This window comes from Sphaerochaeta pleomorpha str. Grapes (assembly GCF_000236685.1).
GTDB lineage: Bacteria > Spirochaetota > Spirochaetia > Sphaerochaetales > Sphaerochaetaceae > Sphaerochaeta > Sphaerochaeta pleomorpha.
The window spans coordinates 1,060,505-1,086,532 of record NC_016633.1; the positions used below are offsets into that span (position 1 = coordinate 1,060,505).

The window sequence follows — 26,028 nt, forward strand, 5'->3', positions numbered from 1 at the left end:
GAGGAAGAACCATGAAAAAGAAAGTCTTTCTATTGTTAGTGCTTGTGAGTTTTTCGCTCTCCTCCCTCTTTGCCTTCCAAGTGGAGGTTCCCAACGAGGTCCCTGCTTTCCGCAATCTGGAGCTTACCCTTGAACCAGGCCCCAATGACGGGACAGTCGACCAGGCCCGTTTCTACTTCCAGATGGAGGGAAAACGGGAATACCTGTATGTTGAGTTCACGCAAGATAAAGGAAACTGGACTGCCTTGGTTCCCTTTACGTACCTGACAGGGGAAGAGCTGGTCTACTATACTCAGGTGAAGACTACTGAGGGTACGTTTATCCGCGACCCCCAGATTGGTACAAAGAAAGCCCGATTGTTGCAGGATACGACAGCTCCGACACTCAAACTTGTCTCTCCCCAGGCTTTTGAGCTTGCATTGGACAAGAAGCAGCTTGTTGTATTTGAAATCATTGACGAAAGTGCCCTAACCAGCTTTGAAATCTTCCTAGAGGGGGAACCCCTTATGGAAGCGGGGGTATTCCAGCAATATCTTTCCTTCCTGATCCAACCAGCAAAAGCGGAAGATGCAGTTATCAGCATCTCAATGATAGACAAGTACGGCAATGCAAAGCAGGAAGAGTATATCTTCGCCATCACAGGGGAGAAAGCACCCTTCTTCGTTGCCGATGGGAAACTGCTGGGGGAAATGCAGGCAGAATACATCCTGAGCATGGGCGAAGGTACGAATACAACCAAAATCAACGAGGTAGTTTCCGATACCGAGCAACAAGTGAACCTTTCTTTCGAAGTCGGGGGAGAAGCCTATCTCAAGGCTGGTCCCATTGCACTGGAGTTGAAAGCTATCCTGAAAGACTCCCTTTCTGTCTTCGATATCCTTGAAGCCTACCCGAACACCCTTACAGCAGATTTGCAAAATTTTATCAACCTCTGGCATCCATGGAATTTTGCCGAGGAATTCGATTACACAGGGGAGGTCGCCAGAGGGTACGAGAACGACAATACATTCTCGGCCCAGCTGTCCTTTTTCGGTCCTGTCCTGACCTATACCCTTGGGGACCAGAAGGTGAATTTCCAGAAAGAAACGGTAAAAGATCTTTCGCTGCGAGGGACCTCGCTCGCCATCGACCTCCCGTTTCTCGACCTAGTAATCAGCAAGGGACTCACGGATTTCGGATTATATCAGATTGCCTGGCCTCAGAATTTTTTCGGTCTCAAATTTGGTTTAAAGGCAAAAAAATTTTGGTACCTGCAGACAAACCTCTCCTTCATCAGCTCCCTGCAGGGACGATATGAGGATTTAATCGTCGCAGAAAGCACCTCTGCAATCGGAGATCTCTATGGCCTGGACTCGATTCCTCCTGAGGAAAACCTGGTATTCGGCCTGGCAACAGGAACGGAAAACAATTTCTTTACCCTCGATGCCAGTTTTGCCCTTACCCTCTATGTTGATGATGCAGGATCTATCATTGACAAAGACAAACTTGCTTCTGACATAAACGATGGATTTGGCATCGATCTCGCCCCCTATCTGCTCTACGTCGACAAGATAAGCAGTGTTTTTCCCGTACTGGACTACTTCCCCTTCACCCTTGGGCTTGCGGTTGATGCAGTGAACCGTGACCTCTGGGGACTTACCTATGGGGCAGATCTGGCAATCGACTCGATAGGTTTGAAAACCTGGTTCAGGAAGACCGATGCATCCTTCAGGAGCCTGGGTTCGGCTGTGGTCACAGATGTCTGGGATATCGGCGGAACCTGGGAACGGGAAATTGCCGGTTTCAACGTGAATCTCGGGTACGATTGGAAAATGGATACCATTCCCGACATTCTTTTCAACGAAATAATACCGATTGTCAAGCCAAGCCTCGCCCCTAGCGCAGACCCGACAGAGAACGACATCTCCAACATCGTGCATACTGCACAGGCAGGAATTGACACTCCTTCCTCAAATCTCCTGGGAAGTCTCAGTTCAGATTATTCCTTCGAATGGGCTACGACAAACGCGAAAGCATTAGCCGGACAGATTACTTCCGAATCAGTGGCTAGCAATGCCATTTTGAATTCCTCAAGCAACGATACTATTGCCCAGCACACCGGTGATTTCCGGTGGAAGAGCGGCCGTTACAAAATGAGTGACCTCAATCTCTCCCTCGGGGCAAAGACCAAGGACTCCTATATTACAAAGGTGATAACCGATGGAGTTTTTGACGGATCAACCTTCTGGGAATTCTCCTATGGGGTATCGACCTCGTTGAAGTTCCGCTCCTACTCGCTGAGCCTGGAATTCGAGAAGGAATGGAGCACAGAGACAGACAGCCTGACAGCGTATGGATATGACGGAAAATTCTCGATTGCGAATACTTTCTTCGATACCATCTCCTTATCAGGTAGCCTGGACCAGGCATATCAAGGCGTAGCGTTGCAGGCATACAGAATTGCGACAAACCTTGCACTGGAAAAAAGATTCGGGAAACTTTCAACCTCAACCATGGTGGAAATAGGATTCTATGATTCGAAGATTTCAGACATCGATGATGCCCTCACCGGGGCTTTGACGGTAAAAGGGACGTTCTCCAAATAATAGGGTAAAGAAAGCCCCCTCCTGTTGGAAAAATCCAAAGGGAGGGGGCTTTGTCATCTAATGGGTATATTTTCTTACCAAAAGGCTTACTATCTTTTAAAAAAACCTTAATTATTTGCTATAAGCGCAATTTTTTGTATTAAATTTTACTTATAATTCATTTTTTTACACATCTCATTTCTTTTAAATAAATTTCTTGACAGATTTGAAAATCAGTCTGAATATGGGGAGTCTATTTTATTTCCAACTAATCAGGAGAGAGAAAACATGAATGTTACGATTATTGCAATTGTAATTCTGTACATGCTGCTTATGCTTGCAATTGGTTTTTATTCCTCGAAGAAAATCAATTCAAACACCGATTTCATGGTTGCCGGTCGTAGACTTGGCCCCTTGTTGATGGCAGGAACCCTTGCTGCAACAGAGATCGGTGGAGGAAGTTCCCTTGGTGTTGTAGCAAACTCCTATGGCTCTTGGGGAGCCAGTTCTGCTTGGTACATCATCGCAATGGGTATTGCCTTTATCATCTTGATTCCGTTAGCCCCGAAATTCAGGGCCTCGGAAGTAAAGACCGTGCCTGAATATTTCAGACGCAGGTATGATAAATTCTCCGGTGGTTTCAGCGGGATTATCATGCTCATGGCCCTTATCGGCTTGACAGCTGGTCAATTCAAGGCTTCTGCCTCGATTCTCGAGGTTATGCTTGGCATCGACTACACGACTTCCTTAATCATCGTGACTGTGGTCATTACCGTGTATGCAGTCATGGGAGGCCTTTGGTCCGTTACCCTGACCGATTTTATCCAGGTTTTCCTCATCGTAATCGGAATGACTATTGCCATCCCCTTTGCCTTGAAGCTGGCAGGTGGTTGGACTACTGTCAGACAGACCGTGCCTGCAGATCATTTCAGCCTTACCAAAGGCATCGGAGGCTGGGGTCAGATCGCAGGGTATGTAATCATGTATGTGGCGACCTTCTCAGTCGGACAGGAAGCGGTTTCCCGCTACTATGCTGCCCGTGATGGGAAAGCTGCCATCCAGGGATCGATCCTCGCAGCAATCGTAAACTTCGTGTTCGCCTTCATCCCGGTAATCCTCGGGCTGTGTATGCTTAGTCTCTTCAACCAGGGAAGACTCGATGCAAGCGTTATCGACGCCTTGAAAACGAATACTCGATACGCCCTTCCTGCCTTGGCTGTCGTCTCTATGCCTGCCGTGGTAACGGGAATCCTGTTTGCAGGAATCATAAGCGCTACCATGTCCTCTGCAGACTCCGACCTGCTTGGTGCCGGTTCGATTTTCAGCAACGACATCTATCGCGTCTTCCTCCGCAAGGAAGCCACGGACAAGGAAGTCATGCTGGTCACCAAGATTACCATGGTACTGGTAGCTTTATTCTCTCTGGTAACGGCTTTGTATGCCAATAACATACTCACGTTGCTGGCCTTCTCGTTCACCCTGCGGGCAGCAGGAACGTTTATCCCCTATGTAATGGGTCACTTCTGGAAGAAATCTTCCAGCGCTGGTTGTATCTCCTCGGTACTGCTTGGAAGCACCGTGTTTTTCCTGATGGACAAACACCTCATTCCTTCCATTCCCAAGGTAAACAACATTATCCCTGCCCTTGCAATCAGTCTTATATTGTTCGTTGTCTTCTCGCTTTTATTCCCCCCGAAGGAAGAAAGAACTTCGCTGGTACCTGAAAAAGAGTAATCGGTCAGTTTTTTATCCCATAGATAGAGCCGTCGCAATGGTCAATGTTGCGGCGGCTCTTTTGCATTGGACATAAAAAAAGAAGCTACCATCAGATAGCCCCTTTCAATGCAATGCTTTTTCTCTGTTACCTGTTGATCCAGTATTCCTTGGGAACAGGATTTGCCCCTTCCCAGATTACCTGCCTGAAGTGCACAGGGTCGGTATTCCCTTCGGTATTGATGAAAAGAATCTGACTGTTCTCGTCGATGTGGAGCGCCTTTCGGAGACCAGAAAGCCGTTCTTCCTGCATAATCGAAGCAAAAGCCCCTAAGGTAACGGCCCCGCTTTCCCCACTGATAATGAACGGGTCACCTTTCAGGGGGGTAGCATACATTCGCATTCCCTTGGCTGCAATATAGTCGGGAACCTGCACAAAGGCATCGGCATCTTCTTTGAGAATATCCCAGGCCATGGGACTTGGATCCCCACAGGCAAGACCTGCCATAATGGTATCCAGAGCCCCGGTTACAGTATGGGGTTTGCCATCGTTTGCCTTGGCACTTTCAAACAGGCAGGGGGCCTTATCGGGCTCGACAATGATACAGGTAGGGGCATCCTGTCCGAACAGGGCATGATAGAACCCTACGACAGAGGCAGCAAGGGCACCTACCCCGGCCTGTACGAAGACATGGGTCGGCTTCACGATTCCCTGGCCACTGAACTGTTCCTGGGCCTCGGCAAGCAAGGTGAGATATCCCTGCATTATCCAGGTAGGAATCTCGGTATAGTTGTCCCAGCTGGTGTCGCTGATGATGGTCCAGCCATTCTTTTCTGCATCAATGGCTACTTGGCGAACTGCATCGTCATAGTTTCCGTCGACTACCACTACGGTAGCCCCGTTGCTCTTGATCGCATCGATTCGCCTCGAGGTCGTCTCGGAGTGTACATAGATTACACATTTGAACCCAAGCTTCTGGGCAGCCCAGGCGATTCCGCGCCCATGGTTTCCATCGGTTGCGCTTGCAAAGGTAATGTGTCCGACTTTCTCTTTCACTTCATCCGAGGCGAGGTAGGCAAAGGGAGTGTCTTCCCCAAGAATCCCAAGCTTGCTCTGCAAGTACCGGTACAGTGCAAAAGAACCGCCGAGTACCTTGAAGCTGTTTAACTCAAGACGGCTCGATTCGTCCTTGGTCCAGATCCCGCCTACGCCGAACATGGCAGCCAAATGCGGAAGCCCCTGCAATGGGCTCATTTTATATCCGGGGATTTGTTTATGGAATCGCCTTGAGGTCTGCGCATTCTTCATAGAGAAAAGCTTCGAGGCAAGTTCGACGTCCTTGACGTCATGGTTAGTGATAATCCAAGAGATATCTTGTTTAGTATCAGTCATTATACCCTCCAAAGGGAAATTTGTTCATAGTTAATTTTACCCTATTTACTACCTATTTCATTAATTTTTCAAGTACTTATTACCGATATAATGAATTTTTTATAAAATTTTTAAGGAATAGCCAAAGAAAATAAAAATTTAATAAAATGATTGCAAGAACCGCAAAAATGAAAAACAGGCAAAATCAGAGACCACAGGGACAGGCATCCAAACCAATGATAAATCCCGTATAGACTTTTCTCAAGGTTTTCATCGGCTGAGGATTCCATCCTACGACGAACGAAACCCCAAAAGTCGTCTCCAACTCTTGGGGTTCTATACATCATAAAGTATCTATAGGGACAGGTCTCGGTTGACTATCGGCCTGAAACCTGGTCACTAAAACCGGTAGCGCATTCCTACCTGTGCTATAAATTGCAACTGCAACTGCTTGATAAAGGAAGTATCTGCATACTCCCAGAAAGCACCATAACCGAATTCTATAGGCAGGGAAAAATGGTCGAAAAATAAGATTTCCACCCCAAAACCACCACCTACGGCAAGACTAGGTTTGAAGGGCCCCAGTACATCACTGTATTCATCTACTGTTTCGATGGAACCCATATGGTTGATTGCAGTGAATATATAGAGTTGGCCAAGAAACCAATCGTCGTAGCAATCGGAATAGATTGTATGTTGATATTCCACTCCCACCACGTAATCGAGGTAGGAACCCCAGGTCGCATCTCCATTGAACGAAAGGCCAACGGTTGTCTGCAGGGCATCCAAATCAGAGATGCGCTTCTGATAACTGAGACCATAACCGGAAAGCTGACCAATCTGGGCTCCGATACTCGAGGGATACTTGGTAAGGATTTCGTTCCCTGCCGAGAAAAGCGATACGGAAACCAATAAAAGGCATGTGATAGCCAAGGTTATTTTTCTTGTTTTCATGTAGGTACATTACCATGGCTTTCAACCATACAACAAGTACTATTTGTCTGAAAGCGTATATTCTCCATTGGTAATCGAATAAGGAATCTTTCCCTCTTTAATACCTTGGGAAAGAAGGATTTTCTTATCCTTTGTGAAGAAAACAGCTTCAACCTCGGGTATGGCATCTATCATAGCCATCCCCTTCTCATAGCCGAGGGCGTAGACCGAAGTAGAGAGTGCATCGGCAAGAAAAGAACGAGGGGTTATAATACTCACGCTGGTAAACTCAGACTCCACAGGATAGCCTGTCTTGGTATCGAGGATGTGGTGATACACTTTCCCGTCCTGCTCGAAGAACCGCTCGTAGGGTCCGGAGGTAACCAACGACTGGTCGACCAGCGAGAGAATCATGACATAGCCTCCCCTATCCTGGTCAGGATCCTGAATCCCTATCTTCCAGGGAGTTCCGTCCGGTTTGCTACCCATGGTCAATACATTTCCGCCTAGGTTTACAATGGCACTTTTGACGTTATATTTGGAAAGAACCTTTGCAACTTCGTCCGCGGCATACCCTTTGGCAATGCCACCAAGATCGAGAACCATGTTTTTATCTGCTAGGCCTATGGAGTGGGTGGCACTATCCATCAAAACCCGTTCATATCCGATGAGAGGCAGAAGCGAATCGATTTCATCCTGGGGTGGTTTCCTCGGGTTATCTCCCCCGATGTCCCAGGCCTCGACCAAAGGCCCAACGGTAGGATCGAAGGCACCTCCACTCAATTGGGAAATGGCGAGGGCTTCCTCGACTACTGCATAGGTGTCTTGAGAAACCTCCTGCAACCCTTTCCCTGCCTTGGCATTGATCGCCTCCAGTTCGCTGGTTACCTTGTGCAGGCTCATCTTAGCCTCTATTTCGCTTATTCTCGCAAAAGCGGCAGCAAAGGCTTCCTCTGACGGATTGTCATAGATAGTTACCTTGCATACAGTGCCGAGCAATAGTAGCGACTTGGCTTGGGGCTCTACCGGTTTCTTCGTGCAGGAAGCGAGCAACAACAAAAAAGAAAGACATCCGATAGCTAGTATAGTTGGCAATAGTTTTGTTTTATTGTTTTTCATAATTCTTATAGAAAAGCATTATGCGACTATCTGTAGGATAATGCAACCAAGCAAACCAACTGCAGCCAACCATCTGTTGTCTTACCAGCTGAGATGCTAACTCATCGACCCTTGCCTCATCTTACATTTGTAAACAGAGAAAGGCCTTTCAAAAATGCATGCTCAAAATCCAATTTCAGAAACACGCCGATATGCCCAAGATCATAGGTACGCCTCAGATGACACGGGCCGTTCAGAATTTCCTTTGTGCCACTTTCCAGCCAAGAGCCTTGCGGAAGATAGATTTCCCGTTCCCCATCCCCTTGGGTGAGTATGGGAGCAATAAGCAAGGAACGACCGAACAGATACTCATCCTCAATCGCGCAGGCCGTATCATCTTCAGGATAAGAATAGAACAGAGGCCTCATCAGAGGCTCCCCATGAAAAACCGAATAGGCAGCCTCGCTCTCGATATAGGGTAGCAACTCCATTCTCAGGTTGCTGAATTTCCTGCAGATAGCAAGGATTGAATCATCGTTATAATGCTTTGCCATATTCCAGGGGCTCCGGTCGTTGACTGCCTCACTTTGTGTTTGGGAGAACTGTCCTCCCAGAGGCTCAGAATGCCATTGCATGACAGGCCAGAACGTTGCAAGCATAAACGAGCGGAGATAGAGTTCCGCCGAAGGCAAGGGGCCTGCAAACCCCCCGATATCGAATCCCCAGAACGGGATCCCTGAAACCGAGGCATTCAAACCTGCATGCAGGATACAGGGTAGTTCTGGCCAAATCGACAACTGGTCCCCCACCCAGTGCAGAGGGGTAGCTTGGGAACCCACATAGCCTGAACGGGAAAACAGTATCCGGTCCTTTCCTATTGCCTTGGCATACGCTTTCGTGTAGGAAAGCGGATATTCGTTTTGCATGGTAGTACCATCACTACCGTCATGGAAACGAACCTCATCCGTGTAAATGAACTCCCCGCCGTCGGTCTTGAACCCATCGACTCCCATTTCGAGAAGGTATTCCCTTCTTTTAAACCACCACTGGCATAAATGGGGATTCGTAAAGTCCGGGACCATACCACCGGCGAACCATTTTCCTTTGGGAATATGATAGGGAGTACCGTCTGGATTGGTTACCACCAGCGCATTTGCAATCGCCTCCTGGCAATCTGCCTCGTGGATCGAATGTACCTGGCCTGCATCGAGTTTTTTGAGAACCGGTATCTGCCAGAGGATGAGATGGAGTCCCTGACGGTGCAAAACTTCAATCATCTTTTTAGGATCGGGCCACAACCCCTCGTTGAACCTATAGAAGGTCGCCTCGTCGCTCCAAGCCTCGATTACCAGCACTGTTGCGGGTATTGCATACGTAGCAGCTTTTTCAGCCTCTTTAAGCACCGTTTCCTGGTCATTCCATCGATTGGCACTCATCCATGGGCCAAAGGCCCAAGAAGGGGGAAGGACTGCCTTTTCCTGCAAGGATAAAAAACCGGCAAGGATTTTTTGGGGGTTTCCCGAGAAGAAATACACACCATCGTCACAGACAGGAAGGACAATCGTTACCCTTAGCCCATTTTTCGTCCGCCTGGATACAAAGGTGCAGACCAATCTGGTCTGGAGAAAAAAGCCCAAAGAGTCGGTAAGAAAGAAGGGAACCGGCAGATACGTATCCTGCCCCTGTTGGGTAAAATGCTCGACAACCTGGTTTTTTCGCTGCAAACCTTCCTGATTGAAGGCATCAAACCGTTCACCGAACCCCCAGATACCCTTTGCACGGGGGATGGTAAACTGGATTTGCATCTTTCCATCCTTGTTTGTCCAGGAAAAATGGGAAAGCTCTATTTGCCTTGCTATGTATTCCAGATTGACTGGCTCCAGATTCCAATGTATGTTCATCCTTTTATTCCTCCGACCTGCAATCCAGTAGAAAAATAGCGTTGGGAAAAGGCATATACCAAGAGAAGGGGTATCATTGAGATCAGCGAGCCAGCCATCAGCAAATCAAACGAAGTCTTGAACTGACCGCTTAACGAATTGAGAATGATAGGAAGCGTAAAATGGTCCCTGTCTGTCATCAGCACCAACGGGAGCAGATAATCATTCCAGGCATCCATACCCAAAATAATAGCAAGGGTGATCAAACTGGCCTTACACATAGGCAAGACTATCAAGACAAAACTTTTCCATAGCCCTGCCCCGTCAATGGCCGCAGCATCGAGATAAGCATTGCCAATCCCCATCATCTGCTGGCGAAGCATAAAGATGGCAAAGGCTTTGAAGGCACAGGGCACGATGAGGGCAAACAAGGTATTGGTCAGATGCAGTTCATTCATGATCAGATAGAGTGGAATGAATATCACCTGGGAAGGAATCATCATGGAGGCGAGAAACAAAAGAAACAGCATAGAACTTCCCTTGAATTGTATCTTCGAGAACGCAAAGGCCGCCATGGAGGAGCTCACCAATGCAATGAGGACTGAACCTGAAGTGACTAACACAGAGTTCATAATCGAACGAAACATACCATCCAGGGCGAAGAGCTTGCGATAAGCCTGCAAGGTCGGTTCCTTGGGAATCCACTCGATGGGAACTGCCAGCAAAGCCCCACTGCTCTTGAGTGAGGTAGAAATCATCCACAGGAAAGGAACAATGGCAAAAAATGAAAACAGAATTGCAAACATATGATATGAAACAAATTGCCAAATTGATTTTTTACATATCATAATTCACCCACTTCTTCTCCATCGATTTCTGCAGGATGGTAAAACACATGATCACGGCAAACAGAACCCAGGAATAGGCTGCAGCATACCCCATCTTCCCGTAACGGAATGCGTACTTGTAAATTCTTTCCACCATGACTATGGTAGCCCCGTTGGGGCCCCCTTCTCCATCCTTGGTCATTACCATCACCTGCGGGAACAGCTGGAAAGCATTGATCAACGATAACATCACTACATAGAACGTCACAGGAGAAAGCAAAGGAATGGTAATATGCCAGAAGGAAGTCCAACTAGAAGCTCCATCGATTTCTGCAGCCTCATAGTACTGCGGATTTATGGAACGCAGTCCGCCAAGGAATATCATCGAATAGAAGCCAATGTCTTTCCAGAGCGAAGCCAAAACGATGGATGGCATAGCCCAGAGTTCACTCTGCAACCAGAGAGGCCCGGTTATGCCAAAAAGGGAAAGGCCATTGTTGATAGGTCCATAAGTTGGGCTGAGAAGCCATTTCCAGATCAAGGCGCCAGCAACCCAGGAAGTCAAAACAGGGATGTAATATAAAACCCGGTAACTATTTGCTCCATTTCGGGGCGAGTTGATTATTGTGGCTGCCTTAAGCGAGATCAAAAGCATCAAGGGCAGGTATACTATGATGAAATAGGCATTATGACTAAGGGCTTTCCACATTTCCTGATCCCTCAGGATCTGGGAAAAATTCTTCACCCCGTTAAAATGAGACTGCACAAAACCGAAAAACCCATGGGTAAGGCTTACCGGGGACATTCCAGTCCAATCGGTAATGCTGATAAGAGCGGAAACAACAATCGGCAAAAGCGAGAATAAAACCATACCAATCAGGCTTGGCAACAAAAACGGAAGGGCAACCAAAAAACCCGATCTTGAGCGCATCCTCATGGAATACTCCTCTTTCCAGATTTGCCGCCAGGGAAGATTCCCATGACGGCATACTGTTATACGTATCAATATTTACAGGTTGATTTTTGCCTCAAGCTCTGCCTGACAGGCTTTGAGTGCCTTTGCCGCATCCATTTTCCCGTAGGTAATCTGTGAGAGATAGCCACCGATGATTGCACTCATTTCTGCCTGCTGGTTAACAACCGGAGGGGTTACCAGATAGTTGAGACTTTCAAATACCGCTTTGCGGTTTGCAGGGGGTGTAATCGCGAGATAGGCTTCAAGTACATCCGGATAGGTTACCGGGGGTAGTTCCCACGATGCCCCGACCCTAAGATTTGCAGCTTCGCGTGAACCGGCGAGGAAGGCTGCAAGCTTTGCAGCTTCAACGGGGTGCTTGCCCGTCGAACTCACCACATAGGCATTGGAGAAGAAGTGACAAGCCTTCTGTGTGTTACCCGGTTCGATAGTTATATCCCAGGGGAAGGAACAATTCGCGGTAAAATCGCTGAATGCCCAAATGCCGGTGACCAACATTCCGAGTCTTCCGCTCTTAAACAGGTCCCAGTCACCCATGCCACCCATCTGCGCTTCGGTAGGCATAATATTGCTCAGGGTCTGCCAGCTTGCCATCCTTGCCGCGGTTGCAACATTGGCAGGGGTATCGACGGTAAATTTCTTTCCATCGGCAGTCATGAGACTGCTACCATTCTGCTTTGCACCTTTGTAAAACTCATGGAACGTCAACGGACGATAGAAACCATAATAATCTTTCCCGTAGGCGCGGATTTTCGCACCGGCCTGCTCGACTTCATTCCAAGTCCAGTTGTCGGTAGGATAGGCGATCCCGACTTTGTCAAACAGAGCTTTGTTATAGAACAGGACAACGTTGGAGAAAGAGTTTGGAACCCCATATTGCACACCGTTGTAATCAAATGCCTGCAAAGCGGTCTTGTTGAAACCGCTGGTGTCACCCAGTTTTCCCTCAAGGGAGAGAAGAACCCCCTGGCTTGCATAGGAAACAAAGTTCTCATAGTTCAACTCGAACAGGTCGGCTGCATTGCCTCCAACCACTTTACTCTGCAACTGGGTGAAGTAATCGCTGTACCCGATACTCTGCAGATCGACCTTGATCGTAGGGTTCTGTTTCTCGAATTCGGCAATCATTGCTTTCAAGGCAGGTCCCGAGGCATTGCTGTCTGTTCCTGAAAACTGCTCGAGTCTGAGGGTGACAACCTGCGAAGCCTGTTCTTTTGTCCCTTGTGCAAAGAGTGCACACGCACTGACCAAGACCAGAGCCAGCATCATTACAGTTTTTCCAATCGTCCTTTTTTTCATTCCTTTTCCTCCCAAAACATGGTATGGAGGGTATAAGCCCACCAGTTGTACTTGCTGTACAAATCAAAATGAACTCACTATACTTGTTTCGGCATAGTGAACGTTTCCGACAAACACTTTGCAAACCCTCCCGGCATTGGCCTACAATGCCGGGATTTTTCTTATCCGGATGCCTTCCCTCCTCTTATGCTAAAGCTCTCGGACCGAAGAGCGCTCAACCAACGTCACGGGAAGCACAACCTTTTGTTTTTCCCCATAGCTTCCCTTTCTCTCCTCAATTATCAGATGGGCTGCCTTCGCCCCCTTCTGGGAAACATTCTGTCGTATCGTAGTCAGTGCAGGGTCACAGTTCTCTGCAATCCAGCTATCGTCAAACCCGATCACGGAAAAGTCTTCAGGTACTTCCTTGCCTGTCTTTTTCAAGCCTCGTATCAATCCGACCGCCAAAATATCTGCAGAGGCAAAAATTGCAGTGGGAGCATCTCTGTCTTTCCCCAGCTCCTCTCCGAGCTGCAATCCATATTCGTAGCCCACTGTCCCCGAATAGACCAAAGTTGGGTCAAAGGGAACCTCTGCCTGTTCCAAGGCATCGCGGTAGCCAAGGAAGCGCTCGTAGTTGACGCCTTTCTCCTTGATAATCCCTGAGGCAAACCCAATGCGCCGATGGCCTTTCTTCAGTAGATGTTCAGTAGCAAGCCTACCGCCCAGGCGGTCATCGATTGAGACGGTATGGAAAGCCAGGTCCTCGCAATAGCTGTCAACAAGGATGACCGGTATTGCCAGGCGCTTGAGATCTGTATAATAGGCTTCAGGATACATGCCAACGATGATGATCCCATCCAGGCTCCTGGTCTGTGCAACTTCAAGGTAGCTCTGGTCTACATTCGTGCCACTGATAAGCACATGGTAGCCAGCCATTCTGGCTTCATATTCGACACTTGAAAGGAATTCCCCATAGAATGGGTTTGCGAACATGAATTTTTTTCCAGGTTCTGTCTGTGGTATCACAACCCCGAACAAATGAGACCGGTTGGCTACCAGGGCCCTCGCAGAAAGATTGGGAACATAGCCTAGACGCGTTATTGCTTCCTGCACCCTTTCGATGGTTTCCACTGCTATGGACTGGTCTTTCCTTTTGTTGATAATATAGGAGACCGTGGCGACGGAAACCCCTGCCTCCTTGGCGATATCTTTCATATTAATTCTTTTTTCAGCCATAACTTACCCCTGACAACATATACATAACCGATTCTGATTACTTAAACGTTTAAGTAATTGTATATCCACTCCACCCATCCGTCAACAACTATTTCCATCAGCGAGTATCCTTACCTACAAGGGAGACTTCATTCCCGGTTATATCGATGCGATATCGGTGGCCATGTACCTGCACGGTAAAATGCAAGCCCTTCCACCCGAGCGGTAACCGTGCATCCAACGTTACCGCTCCCTTACTGTCAGCCATAAGCTGGGCACAACCCAGTACGATTGCCTGCCACGAGGCACCATAGGAGCCTATATGCAATCCTTCTGAAGCAGTATTGCCCATCAGATCTTCCAAGTCGAGAAACATGCTTTTTGTGAGATATTTTTCGGCTTTTTCCATTTCTCCTATCTGGAAAGCACACAAGGCATGCATCCCCCAGCTAAGAGTCGAATCGTGGGCAGTAATCGGTTCGTACCAGTGCCAGGCTGCTTGCTTTTGTTCCTTGGTAAAAACAGAGGGAAGCATCGTCGAAAGAAGAATGACATCCGGCTGTTTCAGGATCTGATACCGTTGCAACCGGTCGAAGCAAATGGAATGGTAGAGCGGCTCGTCATTGTGCTTGAGATCAGACAAGGCAACAGGTTCAAGCAGAGAGAACGTATCATCCTGGGCAAATGTACCTTTCAACGCATCATAGGGAACCCTTGCTTTCTCGATAATCTGTTTCCAAAGTGATCGTTCTTGCAAAGAAGGATAAGCAGTACCATTTTTGAGCGTAGCCCCCTTCTTTAGAATATCCAATGCCAGTTGCAGGTTATATTTTGCCATGGTCACCGTAAACGTATTGTTCTTGGTCACCCCAGCATATTCATCGGGACCTTTGACAAACAACAGTTCATACCTATCGGTTGCCTTTTCATAGGTAAAGCGGCTTGCCCAGAAACGTGCTGTCTCTATATAGAGCGTAGCCGCTTCTTCTCGTTCCCAAGCCTCCTGACCCTGTACCCTCGCATATTCACCCATTGCCCACGCGATATCGGCAGTTACATGGATTTCACACTTGCCGATATCCCAGGACTCACACTGCTCGCTTCCATCCAAAGAACACATCCAAGGATACCTTGCACCCTCTGCATTGTGTTTCAAGGCATTCTCTTTAGCTGCGCCTAGCGTGTGCAGGCGATAATCCAGCAGGCTCTTTGCTGCCTCAGGATAGCAATACAGATAAAAGGGAAACATAAACACCTCGGTGTCCCAGAAATAGCATCCCTTGTAACGGCCATGGGAAAGCCCCCTCGCCCCGATGGAAACAGAAGCATCCTGGGCACTGCAATTCTGCAATAGTTCAAAGATTGCGAAGCGTATGGCACATTGGTCAGCCTCCGGTCCCTCGATGGATATATCGCAATCGTCCCAGAGGCGAAGGAGAAATTCCTTTGAGCGAGCAAACAAAAAGGAAAAACCCCTTTCAGAATTTTGTATGAAGGTTCTTGCCTGCGCTTCCTTTTCTTTGGCTGAAAAGCAGACAGGCTTGGTCGAAACAGAGACAATGAATTCAAAAGAAACCGTCTTCCCTTTTTCCAGAAGCAGAGAATGGGAAACCTTGACTTTTGCACCTTGTAAAAATTCCTGCTTTGTCGAGGGAACCGAACAATGGTCAGAGGCAAAATACAGGCAATGAAACAGGCCTGTATTGGTTGTTGCCTCCAGTGTTCGAAACGATTGGAAAGCCTGCACCTCCACATTTTTCAGCAAATAGAGCATTTGTTCATTTTTGATTGTCTGGTCATCATGGATGGGAAGGTTTGCAACCGTACCGTCAAGACTATGGGATACACAAAGGGAAACAGGCTTTTCCTGCGCTTCTACAATAATACGCTCTGCGCAGAGACTGGTATCATCGAAGGAGAAAAACCGTTCGACGGTGATGCGCACCCCAAGCTCTTGCCAGGTTCGGCTAACCAATCCTGTTTTGAGGTCAAGGGTCTGCTTGAAATCCTGCAAATCACTTTGGGAAGTGCAAATGTGGCCATCAATTTCGATTGCAACCAATAAGGGGTCGGGAAGGTTTACCAGATCGGTAATCCCGGGTTTTACATAATCGAAGACCCCTGCCTTGAAAAGGCCATGGGTTGCAGGGGTGTAGGAATCCCCACAAAACACCGCGCGTCTCCCCATTGCCCCGTTTCCTTGGAAAAAGATGCTCTCAAAGAAAGATTTGTTTTCCATGGACCAGAAATCGGTTTCAATCGACCATTGGTGATAGTGCAGTTTTCCTCTAGGCATGGAAAGCGTTCTCCTCTAGCAAAACGTACGCTACATATCCGCTGCAGGTAGCAAAGGCTTCCCCTGTAGTGCAAAGCCCGGTCGTCTCATCGATACTCTCACAGGCAATTCCATTGTCCATGGGAGCTGCCAGAAGTTTTTGAAGGGCAGCCTTATCATGGAAGACCCGTATCGAATTGGCCAGGCTCAAGACCCAGGGATGCGGGGCATGGGGGCATCCAATGGAACCAAAAGGATAACCAGCGAAGGAATAGCGGTAGGAAGGGTCGGTAATCGTTGCGACGGATTTCTTGAAATTCGGGTCCTCTAGGCTACAAAACCCAAAAGTAGGAAGCAACATCAGACTCCCTGGGGGTTCATCATAGATGTCATACGCCCCATCTTCAGCAACCGACCAGACAAACTGTCCTTCGCGTATACAATGGTCATAGATGGCATGCTTCACAATCTTTGCCTCTTCTCTCCACAAGCTGGATTTTCCAGCGTAATCCCATTGGGAGAAAAGAGTGAACAGTTTCCAGACCAACACATTGTCATACGTCAGGTAGGGATGCACATGCATATCGTCAGTTGGTTGCAAAAACGTCTCATACAGCTGCAACTTGGAGTTCTTTTTCTTTGACAACAATGCCTCGATCCTGTCAAATAAGTGCTGAGCCCACCCTTCTTGCAGGATTGCACGGTCGCCAGTAGCACGAATATAGGAATCGAAGCCAAGGACAGGGGCACAGAGTTCATCCAACTCGAAGCCAGGTTCCAGCACAGTGCCATCGATATACCTGCTATGGATTCCCACATTCCTGGCCTGACGGGTCGAAACATACTCAAGGATTTCCCGGGCAACAGAGGCATCACCACAGATTATAGAGGGCAGGGCCCAAAGCAAGCTGTCACGATCCCAGTAAGATGCTGAGACATAGTAAAGAGGGCTTCTGGTTGTCACCACAACCCGTTCCTCTGAATCAATTGTCTTTCCGGTGGCAAAGAAAAGCGCATAGAAAAGGTTTCTGTTCAAGACCTCTTCCATCCTTTTGTCTGCAACTCTCTGCAAACACTTCTGCAAATAGGCTCGCGTGTCCTGCAACAGACTCTTTGTCGTCCATCGCTGCATCTCCCTTGCACTGGTAACTGCCGCTACTTCCTCGTAGCCAAAGCCACAGAACCAAGAAATCTCATCAGCTGCCCCTGGGAGCAGGCAACAGGAATATTCGGAAGAAAAGGAAAGGCCATCGGTGCGTTCTTCCCAACTCCACTTGGTTTTCTGTGAGGAAATCGGGGCAAAGGCAAGGAGCGGAAAACCGTGGCGGATATCGAATACCGGTCCATCAGTCCAAGAAGAGGAGTAGGCGTGCAGCGTCCCTTCAAACTGTTTTTCTTCGTTGATGCAATGATAGAGGCTTCCCCAATTTGCCTGTAAGGAGACTGTACAATCAAGGTTCTCCCTTCCGTTGTTTTGCACTAAGATGCCATAGACAAACCCCCTATGGCCCACCGGGGCATAGATGGTTATCGAAATGGAAAACCCATTTCCCAGAGTGAGGCTGGCACTGGGTATCCAATAATCGAGCAATTTCCACTGCAGGGAAGCGAGGTCAAGCAGTGCTCCCCCAATTTTAATGCGAGGGACCATAAAGGGATGATTCTCAGTTCCCCGCAGGTCCAGCAACCCTTTGCTTCCCATGTGGAGAAAGGTTATATCCTTGATTCCTGCATTCCTAGTCTCAATCTGTGGCAAAGAGATATATTCGTTTCCTGTTGGGTACCGTTCTATCTTCATCGGTGGAATCCTTATAGTAGCACTACTTAAACGTTTAAGTAACATGAACATTGTAAGCTTCGATACTAAAATACGTCAAGACTTTTTTCATATACCCTACAGGATTCTCATCTACAATTTTGCTTGACTTTCGAACCCTGCTCAATTACTCTGTAACAAGTATTACATGTAACAGGTATTACATATAAATAAAGGGTACAATACAATGGAAGATCAACAATGGCTCTTGCTCAATTTTACACTCCCTAAAGAACCTTCCCGGGTCCGGGTAAGCGTGTGGAGAAAATTGAAAAAAAAAGGTTCGATTAACATCGGGCAATCCATGTGGATTTTACCGGTCAGTGATCCACATCTTTTGTTTTTCACCGCGATCAGTGAGGAAATCACCCAGAACAAAGGAACAGCCTTTCTGCTTACAGCAACGTTCATCAAGGAAATCAATGCCCCGGACGTGATAGAACTCTTCAATTCCGCCAGAAATGAGGAATATACGGAGTTCTTGGAGAAATGCGAGGATTTCTCCGATGAGATAGAAAAAGAGACAACGATTGAAAATTTTTCCTTTGGGGAACTGGAAGAAAACGAAGAGGAATACAAGAAACTCAGTGAATGGCTCCAGAAAATACTTGAAAGAGATTTCTTCTCCTCTTCGGTAGGCCTCCAAGCAAAACAGCAATTAGGCAAATGCCAGCAACTGCTTGAGGAGTTCAGCTCAAAAGTCTATAGCTCATCCGAAGAAGAAGGGGCGATCTGAAAATGGCAAGGTTACCTATAGCACCAATCAAGGAACCGGGAAAGATACTCAACTACTGGAAAAAAGAAAAACTGATTGTCGCATGCATCGTCTTCTTCGGGCTGACCTTCAACACCTTGACAATCCTAGGGCCCATCTACCAAGGGAAACTCATCGATGCGATTGTCCAAGGTAATAATCTGAAAGCACTGCTTCAGCTTGCGGCAACTTTCATCCTCTTGGTCGTAACCATCCAGCTTTTGCGGTACTACAAACGCTTTTTCATCCGTCGTTTTGCCAACAACACCAGTGCTACCATGCGCCTGATGGTCTACAACAACATCATGCATAAGAGCATGACTGAGTTGGAAAAGGAAAATGCAGGGAATCTCATGACCCGGGCAATTTCAGATGTGGATCTGTGTGTCGAGGGCATGCGCAAGTTCACTACCGAAATCTTCGATACCGGGGTGTTGATGACCGCCTACCTTGTCTCCCTGTTCGTATATGATTACAAGGTAACGTTTTTTTCCTGCCTGTTCATTCCCCTTGCAATGTTCATTGCAGAGAAGCTCAAAACCCTCATGTACAGGTATTCTCTGGCCTACCGGCAAAAAAGCAGTGAAATCGCAAGCCTTACGTATGACTCTCTGGAGAATGTACTTATGTACCGTGCAAATGGCATGGAAGGGGCCAATGCAGTCAGGTATGCTGCAGAACTGGAAGATTTACGCAAGAAAGCAACGAAGGCAAGCATCCTGGAAAATACTATGCAACCTATCTACAACATCATTGCAATGATCGGGGTGGTCACTGTGCTCTACCTTGGCGGTGGCAAAGTCATTAGCGGCGAATGGACCCTTGGGGTATTCGTAACCTATATGACCATGTTTGGAGCCTTGGCGGTAAAGGCAAGCAAAGCTGCCAAGCTGTTCAATTCCGTACAGAAATCACAGATTTCCTGGAAACGGATAAAACCGTTCCTCGGTGAATACCAAACCAAAGAAGCGGTTCAAATCGAAGACACGTTGCAAACGAAACTAGAAGTCCTTGGCCTTGGCTTCACCTACCCCACCGGCAATGATGCCGTGTTACAGAATCTCAGCTTCTGTGCCAGAAGCGGTGAAATTATCGGGATAACAGGGCCAGTTGCCTCAGGGAAATCAACCTTGGGCTTGGCCTTGCTTGGCCTCTACCCCTACTTGGGAACTATCAAGATCGACGGCAAGGAACTGAGAGACTACACGGAGGCCCAGAGAAGCCAGATGATTTCCTATCTGGGGCATCAGAGCCAGCTACTCTCCGATTCCATATACAACAACATCACCATGGGAAGCAAGAAAGACATCTCGCAGGTTTTGCAGGATGTCTGCTTCGAGGAAGACCTTTCCAGCATGCAAGACGGAATCCACACGCTGGTAGGCAGCAACGGCATCCGGCTCAGCGGCGGACAGATGGCAAGAATCGCCCTGGCAAGGGCACTTCTGGATAAAAAGAAACTCATCATTCTTGATGACCCCTTCTCTGCAGTGGATAGGAAAACAGAAGGTACCATCATTGAAAATCTCAAACGACGATATACAGACAGCATCATCCTTATCATTTCGCATCGCCTCGCTTGGTTCAGCTCGTTGGACAGGATCATTCTTATCAAAGGATGCAACAACACAGAATACGGGACACACAGCCAACTGATGGAACGTTCACCATTCTACGCAACCATTTATCAGTTGCAGAATACCCAGGGAGATGAGAGAAATGAAAGCTAGTCTGGTCAAGAATTCCATCATCAACGTCTGTAAAGCCAAAAAAGGAACCTGCCTAGTCCTGGTAATTGCCATCTTCGGAACAGTCTTCGCAAGCCTGGTTCCTCCGCAGGTTTTGAAACTGGTCATCGACAAGAATCTCGTCCCCAAGGTTCCGCAAGGGTTGCTTGCCTTGGCCCTGCTCTACCTGGGTGCCCTGCTTTGCATCGGACTGTTCGATTTCACCAAGGAAGCGGTTATCACGGTTCTGGGACAGACGATAACCAAGGAAATCCGTTCCGAGATGATGGATAAACTGGAAACCATCCCTGCAAGTTATTTCTCGTCCCAGAACGCCGGGGAAATCGTCTCACGGTTTACCAATGATGTGGATTCGATCAATGCCATGTTCTCAAGTGGGATTGTGGGACTGGCAATCGACTGTTTCAAGATTATTGGGATTGTAATTTCCATCTGGTTGTTCAGCAGCCAGCTCGGTCTTATTGTCCTGGTATTGCTACCGGTAATCTTTCTCATCTCGCGCCTCTTCCAGAAAAGCATGCTCAAAGCCCAATTGGAAAATCGCAGGGTAATCGGAAGGGTAAACAACCATATCGGTGAAAGCATCAAGAACATGCTCATGATCAAAAGCAATAGCAAAGAGCGCTATATGGAAGAGACCTATACCAAGTATCTGCAGCAAAACTTCAAGACAATCGAAAAGGTGAATTTCTTCGATTCTGTCTTCCCCCCGATCATCCAGATTACAAGGGCCTTGGTCATAGCACTCATTGTGGTCCTTTCTTCAAAAGAGTTACACTTTTTAGGCATTACCCTGGGAATGGTGGCGGCTTCCATCGACCTGGTATCAAACCTCTTCATTCCGATTGAGAACCTTGGCATGGAGCTGCAGAATATCCAGTCTTCAATCGCAGGCAGCCGACGTGTCGATGAGTTCTACAGGGAAAAGGAAGACGACAGCAAGGATACCACCATAACAGCCAAGGCAATTCTCTCACAGAAAACTACGGCTAACCTTGTATTCGACCATGTCAGTTTCCATTATGACAAGGGCGTTGAAATCCTTAAAGACATTTCTTTGAACATACAGGATCGGGAAAAGGTCACGTTGGTTGGCAGGACCGGAGTCGGAAAATCGACATTGTTCAAGCTGGTTCTGGGTTTGCTCAAACCGACCAAAGGAAGCATAACCATCAACGGGGTAGACGTATATGCAATTCCTAATAGCGAGAAGCGCAAGCTTTTCGGATATGTCGACCAAGGTTTCCAGATCATTGTGGGAACCATTGGGGAACAAATCAGCCTGAAAGACCCTTCCATTACCAAAGAACAGATAGAAAGGGCCCTCGAGGTGGTCGATCTTACAGAATATGTGCACTCGCTGGAAAAAGGAATCGACACCCCGGTTAGTGACAACTCCCTCTTTTCCCAGGGTCAGAAACAGTTGCTTGCGATTGCAAGGGCAATTGTGACCGACCCCCCGATTCTCCTGCTTGACGAGATAACGGCAAACCTTGATTCGGTAACCGAGGCAAAGCTTACTGCCGTACTGCAGAAAACCAGCCAGGAGCACACGGTGCTTTCCATTTCCCATAGGCTTTCCTCCCTAGTCGACTGTGACACCATGGTCATCCTGGAAAAAGGTAAGGTAAAGAACAGCGGCTCGCCTCAAAAGCTCATGGAGGAAGACGACTGGTTCAGAAGCCATAGGGAGCTGGAGAAGCTGACAGGAAGGTAATCCAAAAAAAGAGGTATCCCCTCCTTTCAATCATAGGACAAGAATTCGTCAATCTGCGCGGGCACTTCCTTCGCTTCCTTGGAAGGAAACAACACCCAGTCATGCATCAAACCTTCACCGAGCACCAAGGAGAGTGAGGAATCTTTGGCTTTTCCAACCTTTTCCTGCAAGAGCAGGCAATCGGGAAAGAAAATCTCATGGGTTCCTGCATAGAGCAGGATTTCCCCCAGATTGTCCAGGGTGCCAAAAAGAGGGGAAAGAAAAGGAATCGACAAATCATCCCCTCCGCTGTACAGGCTTGCAGCATACCGCAGGCCCTCGACAGAAAGGACGGGGTCGATCGGATCATAGTCAGCAATCTGTTTATTTTGCAGAGCTAGATCGAGCCAAGGGGAACACAGGACTGTCTTTTTGGGAAATGGCACAATTTTTTCATCTCTGAGTGCCTGTAAAAGAGCCAAGGCCAAACCACCCCCGGCAGAATCACCAAACAGGAAGAACGTATGGTCAGGATACCTACGGACAACCTCCCGGTATGTTTCAAGAACCATGGCTTTGGTTGCTTTCCAGGTACTTTCAGGGGCTAGGGGGTAATCGACGAAAGAAATGGTCAAAGGGTACTTACTGGCCAAGGCCCGGATAAGCCTGCGATGGAAGGCCGAGGCCTCAACTACATACGATCCTCCATGAAAAAATAACAGGTGCCTGCCATCGGGAGCTTTTCCGCTGACCGTCGTAACACATTTTCCCTGGGCTTCAAAGGTATCGAGGGTAAAACCAGATTTAAAATGTCTAGCATCCATCACCCCGTTTCCCCGGGGAGGATTCTTATAAAGCCTGGATGCAAGGTCTTTGCCTTTTATCAGTTTTAAAAAGGACTGGGCTACATCGGTGGTCGCACTCATTTTTCCTATCCCCTATTTTCCTAATCATAGGCATTTGATTTGCTATCGTCTAGGTTTGGCCAAGAATTGACAATCTCTCGGAAAGAAGACTTCGCATGCGTTCTTTGAGCGTTTCGGATGCAAAACTTGTTTCGATGGTTTCTATGAATTCGTTTTCAAGACCAAGGAGACGGTTTATAAGATTTACTGCTACCTTGTCATATAAATGAAAATTCTGAGCCAATTTCAAGAAATCAAGTCGGTTAAGATGTGCTTTTTTTTCCCCTAGGGTAAGCGCTGTTTCTTCCTTGTCAGAGCTCATGATCAGTTGTACGGGCAATAAGTCATAGAAGGGGGAAAGCACATATTTTTCAAAGTCCTCGGCTATCAATGAAAAATTTTTCAAATGCATATCGGAATTTCCTGTCATGAAACAAAATATAAGAAGGTAATATAAATTGGCAAGATCAAGATTCGGACGGTAGGACCACCGGGAAACAATCTTTGCGCATTGCTCATAGGAACCCTTGTATTTATCCTCTGTTAGACGAGATGAGAGTTGACAGAAGTCTTCCATTGGAATCCTGTGTATTTTGCCTTGGATTACCCGCCTGTCTATTCGCTTGGTTATATAGGCTAGACTACCGTCAGAAAGTCGCATCATTGCATGCGGAACAGTTTGTATACCGGCAACATCTGCCATCCGCATAACCAAATCCTCCGCCTGGGGCAGTTCCTTAAAATCTACCGAATTTGGTTTTAGAATGTACCCTGCAGGTACACCTACAAGCGTCAAACGAGAGGGATTGCCTCTTTTGCCATCAAGCAAATGCAGGGAAAGCTTTTTCTGGGCTCCGGGAACAGTGATTCCCATTCCAGTGGATTTCTTTGCAAGATCCTCAATCATGGTTTCTGACAATTCCAACTCAGGGATGTTTTTCGTACCGAAAAATTTATTACTACAGGCACCATGCCACTGGTTTGAGGTATCCACTTCTAAGGGCTTCCCACAATATAGACATCTTTGCATCAGATAGCCTCCACTGAAACCGCCCCGATACTATCCTTACAGGTGGCTAGCAACAATCCCATTCTGTCCCTTGGATTGAGTTTCCAAGTCTCCAATGATATTTCCAAAAGCCACCCCTCGGGAATAAGACCATCGAAGAAAGGGAAAAAGACAGTACTGGTAAACGCTTCTCCCTGCAACGGAAGCGTCAAGCTGACCGGATGTGGAACAGGTCCGGAAAGATAGGAAGCAGCATATGAGAAGGAATAGCCCTTTTCCGTTTCAGCTATAACTCCTGCAAAAATCCCATCAAAGAATACATTTCCCTGTCGAAACGTAGAAATCATAGGCCTTCCCCTTCCTTCGGCATTCTCCCAGGAACAGCCCTACTGCCGAACATAGACAAAGCCTGATTCACCTTGTCCAATCGTACCGTTTCCTTTCCTTGCTCCAGGTCACGGATGAATCTGAGTCCAAGCCCAGAACGCAAGGCAAATTCCTGCTGGGTCAATCCGGCTTTTTTGCGTTCTTCTTTGATATAAGTCCCGATTGGGTTACGACCACTATTTTCCATAGGTAATATTATACCCTTTCGAGTATAATCTGTCTATATATTATATATATTATACCCTAAAGGGTACAATTCTTAAAATACAAGGAGATCTATACCCGATAGGGCATACTTTTATGAACAAATACGCCATTTGGAGAAACAAGTGTTACTGCAAAGCTTCTTTGGTATACCCAAGGTCAAGCATCCGGTACAGGTATCTTGAGGCTACCGAGGCATAGGGATGCCACACGGCACAACGCTGTGTTATAGAGGAAATGGAAAGATCTTCGGTTTTATACAGATACCGATAGGCCTGCAGAAACGCACCGTCCTCATACGGAAGGACATCCATCCGGTCGAGCGCAAAGATCAGGTACATCTTGGCCGTCCAGGGACCGATTCCCTTAAGAGAGGTTAACCGACTTATCACTTCTTTGTCCAAACAGGTAGCGAGCTCCTTAAAGAAGGAAGGATGCTCCTGGCAATAGAGCGCTACATCCTTGATAGTCTGCGCCTTCCTGTTCGAAAGTCCTATAGAACGCATCTGCGCTATCTCGAGGCTGCTTATCGTCTCAGTGGTCAAATTGTAATTGCAAAGCAATTGAAACCGCTTTTCAATTACCTCGGCAACCTTGGAGGAGAGCATCTGAGAGATAACAAGGCCCACAACAAAAGTAAGTCCTTCTTCAGAAGTGGTATAGGAAAGCTTCCCTACCCGTTCGATTCCCTTTGCGAGGATCGGGTCTTTATTGCACAGGTACTGTATTTCCTCAGAGCTTTGATTATATTCGACCATTTTCTTCCCTTTTCCCTATTATTCTTTTACGATTCGCCCGCAGGGAAAATCGAGGGCAAACACATCCAGTTTTCCATCCCCGTCCCAGTCGAGTGTCCCATTGCATTGGTGGCATAGATAGATGGTCTTTAGATATTTCTTTTCCAACAAGGGGGGAACGACATCGCTGAAGGGCTTTGCATCGGGATGCAACTCTTTCATGAAATGGTAGAGGCCCTTGGTCCCCTTGCTGGAATTGCAACTCTTGCAGGCCCAGATCTGATTATGGATTCCCTGTATATGGTCGCATGTCCCACAGGTTTTTTTGATAAGCAGAGACTTTGGGACGATATGGTCCCAGGCCAGGTGATCTGGAGAACCGCAGTATGCGCAAACATGTTCAGTTTCAAGCATCTGCCTGTCTTCGCGCAGGATATCAGACCACTTTTTCTCATCGTCACGCAAAGCGCGAAACGTTTTCTTGATAAACCCGTAGGCTTGTTTCTTTGACTCCGGCCCAAAGGCAGAGCTGGCAATGATCTTTGCATACTGATAGAAAATGAGTTCTTTGATCGTCGTGACTTCCCGATCGGGCATACTGGCCTCCCGTTTCTTATGTAGATTCGAGTATATCCCTA

Annotated in this window: 21 protein-coding genes; 5 read left to right on the forward strand and 16 right to left on the reverse strand. The window is 47.5% G+C overall.

The genetic code is table 11. The annotated features are described in order from the left end of the window. Positions 1–11 precede the first annotated feature (11 nt). Entirely contained in the window at positions 12–2,585 is a 2,574-nt protein-coding gene (locus SPIGRAPES_RS04775; RefSeq protein WP_014269640.1) for a hypothetical protein, read from the forward strand. 267 nt (positions 2,586–2,852) lie between these two features. Further along, positions 2,853–4,298 carry a sodium:solute symporter family protein gene (locus SPIGRAPES_RS04780; protein WP_014269641.1) on the forward strand — a complete coding sequence of 482 codons (1,446 nt, stop codon included), beginning with the start codon at positions 2,853–2,855 and terminating at the stop codon, positions 4,296–4,298. A gap of 127 nt (positions 4,299–4,425) precedes the next feature. Here SPIGRAPES_RS04780 and SPIGRAPES_RS04785 read toward each other — a convergent pair whose 3' ends face one another. The 10 genes from SPIGRAPES_RS04785 to SPIGRAPES_RS04830 all read right to left on the reverse strand — a co-directional run bounded on the left by SPIGRAPES_RS04785 (position 4,426) and on the right by SPIGRAPES_RS04830 (position 17,932). Beyond that, positions 4,426–5,670, reverse strand: coding sequence for a diaminopropionate ammonia-lyase (locus SPIGRAPES_RS04785; RefSeq protein ID WP_014269642.1), 1,245 nt, complete (start codon positions 5,668–5,670; stop codon positions 4,426–4,428). Positions 5,671–6,048: 378 nt separating this feature from the next. Continuing rightward, a complete protein-coding gene (locus tag SPIGRAPES_RS04790; protein WP_014269643.1) occupies positions 6,049–6,603 on the reverse strand; it encodes a hypothetical protein in 555 nt (184 codons plus the stop codon). A gap of 39 nt (positions 6,604–6,642) precedes the next feature. Then, positions 6,643–7,701, reverse strand: a complete 1,059-nt coding sequence (locus SPIGRAPES_RS04795) for an FAD:protein FMN transferase (protein WP_014269644.1) — start codon at positions 7,699–7,701, stop codon at positions 6,643–6,645. Positions 7,702–7,817: 116 nt separating this feature from the next. Further along, entirely contained in the window at positions 7,818–9,581 is a 1,764-nt protein-coding gene (locus tag SPIGRAPES_RS04800; protein ID WP_014269645.1) for a glycoside hydrolase family 31 protein, read from the reverse strand. Then, positions 9,578–10,366, reverse strand: coding sequence for a carbohydrate ABC transporter permease (locus SPIGRAPES_RS04805; RefSeq protein ID WP_014269646.1), 789 nt, complete (start codon positions 10,364–10,366; stop codon positions 9,578–9,580). The genes SPIGRAPES_RS04800 and SPIGRAPES_RS04805 overlap by 4 nt, the downstream gene beginning before the upstream one ends. A 31-nt stretch (positions 10,367–10,397) precedes the next feature. After that, complete coding sequence (locus SPIGRAPES_RS04810; protein ID WP_014269647.1) at positions 10,398–11,324, reverse strand: carbohydrate ABC transporter permease; 927 nt, start codon at positions 11,322–11,324, stop codon at positions 10,398–10,400. 72 nt (positions 11,325–11,396) lie between these two features. Further along, on the reverse strand, positions 11,397–12,662 hold the full coding sequence (locus SPIGRAPES_RS04815; RefSeq protein ID WP_014269648.1) for an ABC transporter substrate-binding protein: 1,266 nt from the start codon (positions 12,660–12,662) through the stop codon (positions 11,397–11,399). A 189-nt stretch (positions 12,663–12,851) separates the two neighbouring features. Further along, entirely contained in the window at positions 12,852–13,880 is a 1,029-nt protein-coding gene (locus tag SPIGRAPES_RS04820; RefSeq protein ID WP_014269649.1) for a LacI family DNA-binding transcriptional regulator, read from the reverse strand. Between the two features lie 97 nt (positions 13,881–13,977). Continuing rightward, a complete protein-coding gene (locus SPIGRAPES_RS04825; protein ID WP_014269650.1) occupies positions 13,978–16,155 on the reverse strand; it encodes a glycoside hydrolase family 65 protein in 2,178 nt (725 codons plus the stop codon). Then, complete coding sequence (locus SPIGRAPES_RS04830; protein ID WP_014269651.1) at positions 16,148–17,932, reverse strand: glycoside hydrolase family 125 protein; 1,785 nt, start codon at positions 17,930–17,932, stop codon at positions 16,148–16,150. The genes SPIGRAPES_RS04825 and SPIGRAPES_RS04830 overlap by 8 nt, the downstream gene beginning before the upstream one ends. 205 nt (positions 17,933–18,137) lie before the next feature. Here SPIGRAPES_RS04830 and SPIGRAPES_RS04835 point away from each other — a divergent pair, with 205 nt between their 5' ends. Genes SPIGRAPES_RS04835 through SPIGRAPES_RS04845 form a run of 3 tightly spaced genes read left to right on the forward strand, consistent with a single transcriptional unit; the run spans position 18,138 to position 22,169 of the window. Beyond that, on the forward strand, positions 18,138–18,686 hold the full coding sequence (locus SPIGRAPES_RS04835; RefSeq protein ID WP_014269652.1) for a Chromate resistance protein ChrB: 549 nt from the start codon (positions 18,138–18,140) through the stop codon (positions 18,684–18,686). 2 nt (positions 18,687–18,688) lie between these two features. Beyond that, positions 18,689–20,434 carry an ABC transporter ATP-binding protein gene (locus SPIGRAPES_RS04840; protein WP_014269653.1) on the forward strand — a complete coding sequence of 582 codons (1,746 nt, stop codon included), beginning with the start codon at positions 18,689–18,691 and terminating at the stop codon, positions 20,432–20,434. Next, complete coding sequence (locus tag SPIGRAPES_RS04845; RefSeq protein WP_014269654.1) at positions 20,424–22,169, forward strand: ABC transporter ATP-binding protein; 1,746 nt, start codon at positions 20,424–20,426, stop codon at positions 22,167–22,169. The genes SPIGRAPES_RS04840 and SPIGRAPES_RS04845 overlap by 11 nt, the downstream gene beginning before the upstream one ends. A 26-nt stretch (positions 22,170–22,195) precedes the next feature. Here the strand turns inward: SPIGRAPES_RS04845 and SPIGRAPES_RS04850 are convergent, their stop codons facing one another. From SPIGRAPES_RS04850 to SPIGRAPES_RS04875, 6 genes are all read right to left on the reverse strand, one after another. Next, positions 22,196–23,074, reverse strand: a complete 879-nt coding sequence (locus SPIGRAPES_RS04850; protein ID WP_014269655.1) for an alpha/beta hydrolase fold domain-containing protein — start codon at positions 23,072–23,074, stop codon at positions 22,196–22,198. Positions 23,075–23,123: 49 nt separating this feature from the next. Then, entirely contained in the window at positions 23,124–24,083 is a 960-nt protein-coding gene (locus tag SPIGRAPES_RS04855) for a HipA domain-containing protein (protein WP_014269656.1), read from the reverse strand. Then, positions 24,083–24,409: a HipA N-terminal domain-containing protein gene (locus tag SPIGRAPES_RS04860; RefSeq protein WP_014269657.1), complete on the reverse strand. Its 327-nt coding sequence runs from the start codon at positions 24,407–24,409 to the stop codon at positions 24,083–24,085. The genes SPIGRAPES_RS04855 and SPIGRAPES_RS04860 overlap by 1 nt, the downstream gene beginning before the upstream one ends. Beyond that, a complete protein-coding gene (locus SPIGRAPES_RS04865; protein WP_014269658.1) occupies positions 24,406–24,636 on the reverse strand; it encodes a helix-turn-helix transcriptional regulator in 231 nt (76 codons plus the stop codon). Before SPIGRAPES_RS04865 ends, SPIGRAPES_RS04860 begins: the two co-directional genes overlap by 4 nt. 145 nt (positions 24,637–24,781) lie before the next feature. Further along, positions 24,782–25,411 (reverse strand): DNA-3-methyladenine glycosylase family protein, encoded by a 630-nt coding sequence (locus SPIGRAPES_RS04870; RefSeq protein ID WP_014269659.1) that lies wholly within the window; start codon positions 25,409–25,411, stop codon positions 24,782–24,784. An 18-nt stretch (positions 25,412–25,429) separates the two neighbouring features. Next, on the reverse strand, positions 25,430–25,987 hold the full coding sequence (locus SPIGRAPES_RS04875) for an HNH endonuclease signature motif containing protein (RefSeq protein WP_014269660.1): 558 nt from the start codon (positions 25,985–25,987) through the stop codon (positions 25,430–25,432). Between the last annotated feature and the right edge of the window lie 41 nt (positions 25,988–26,028).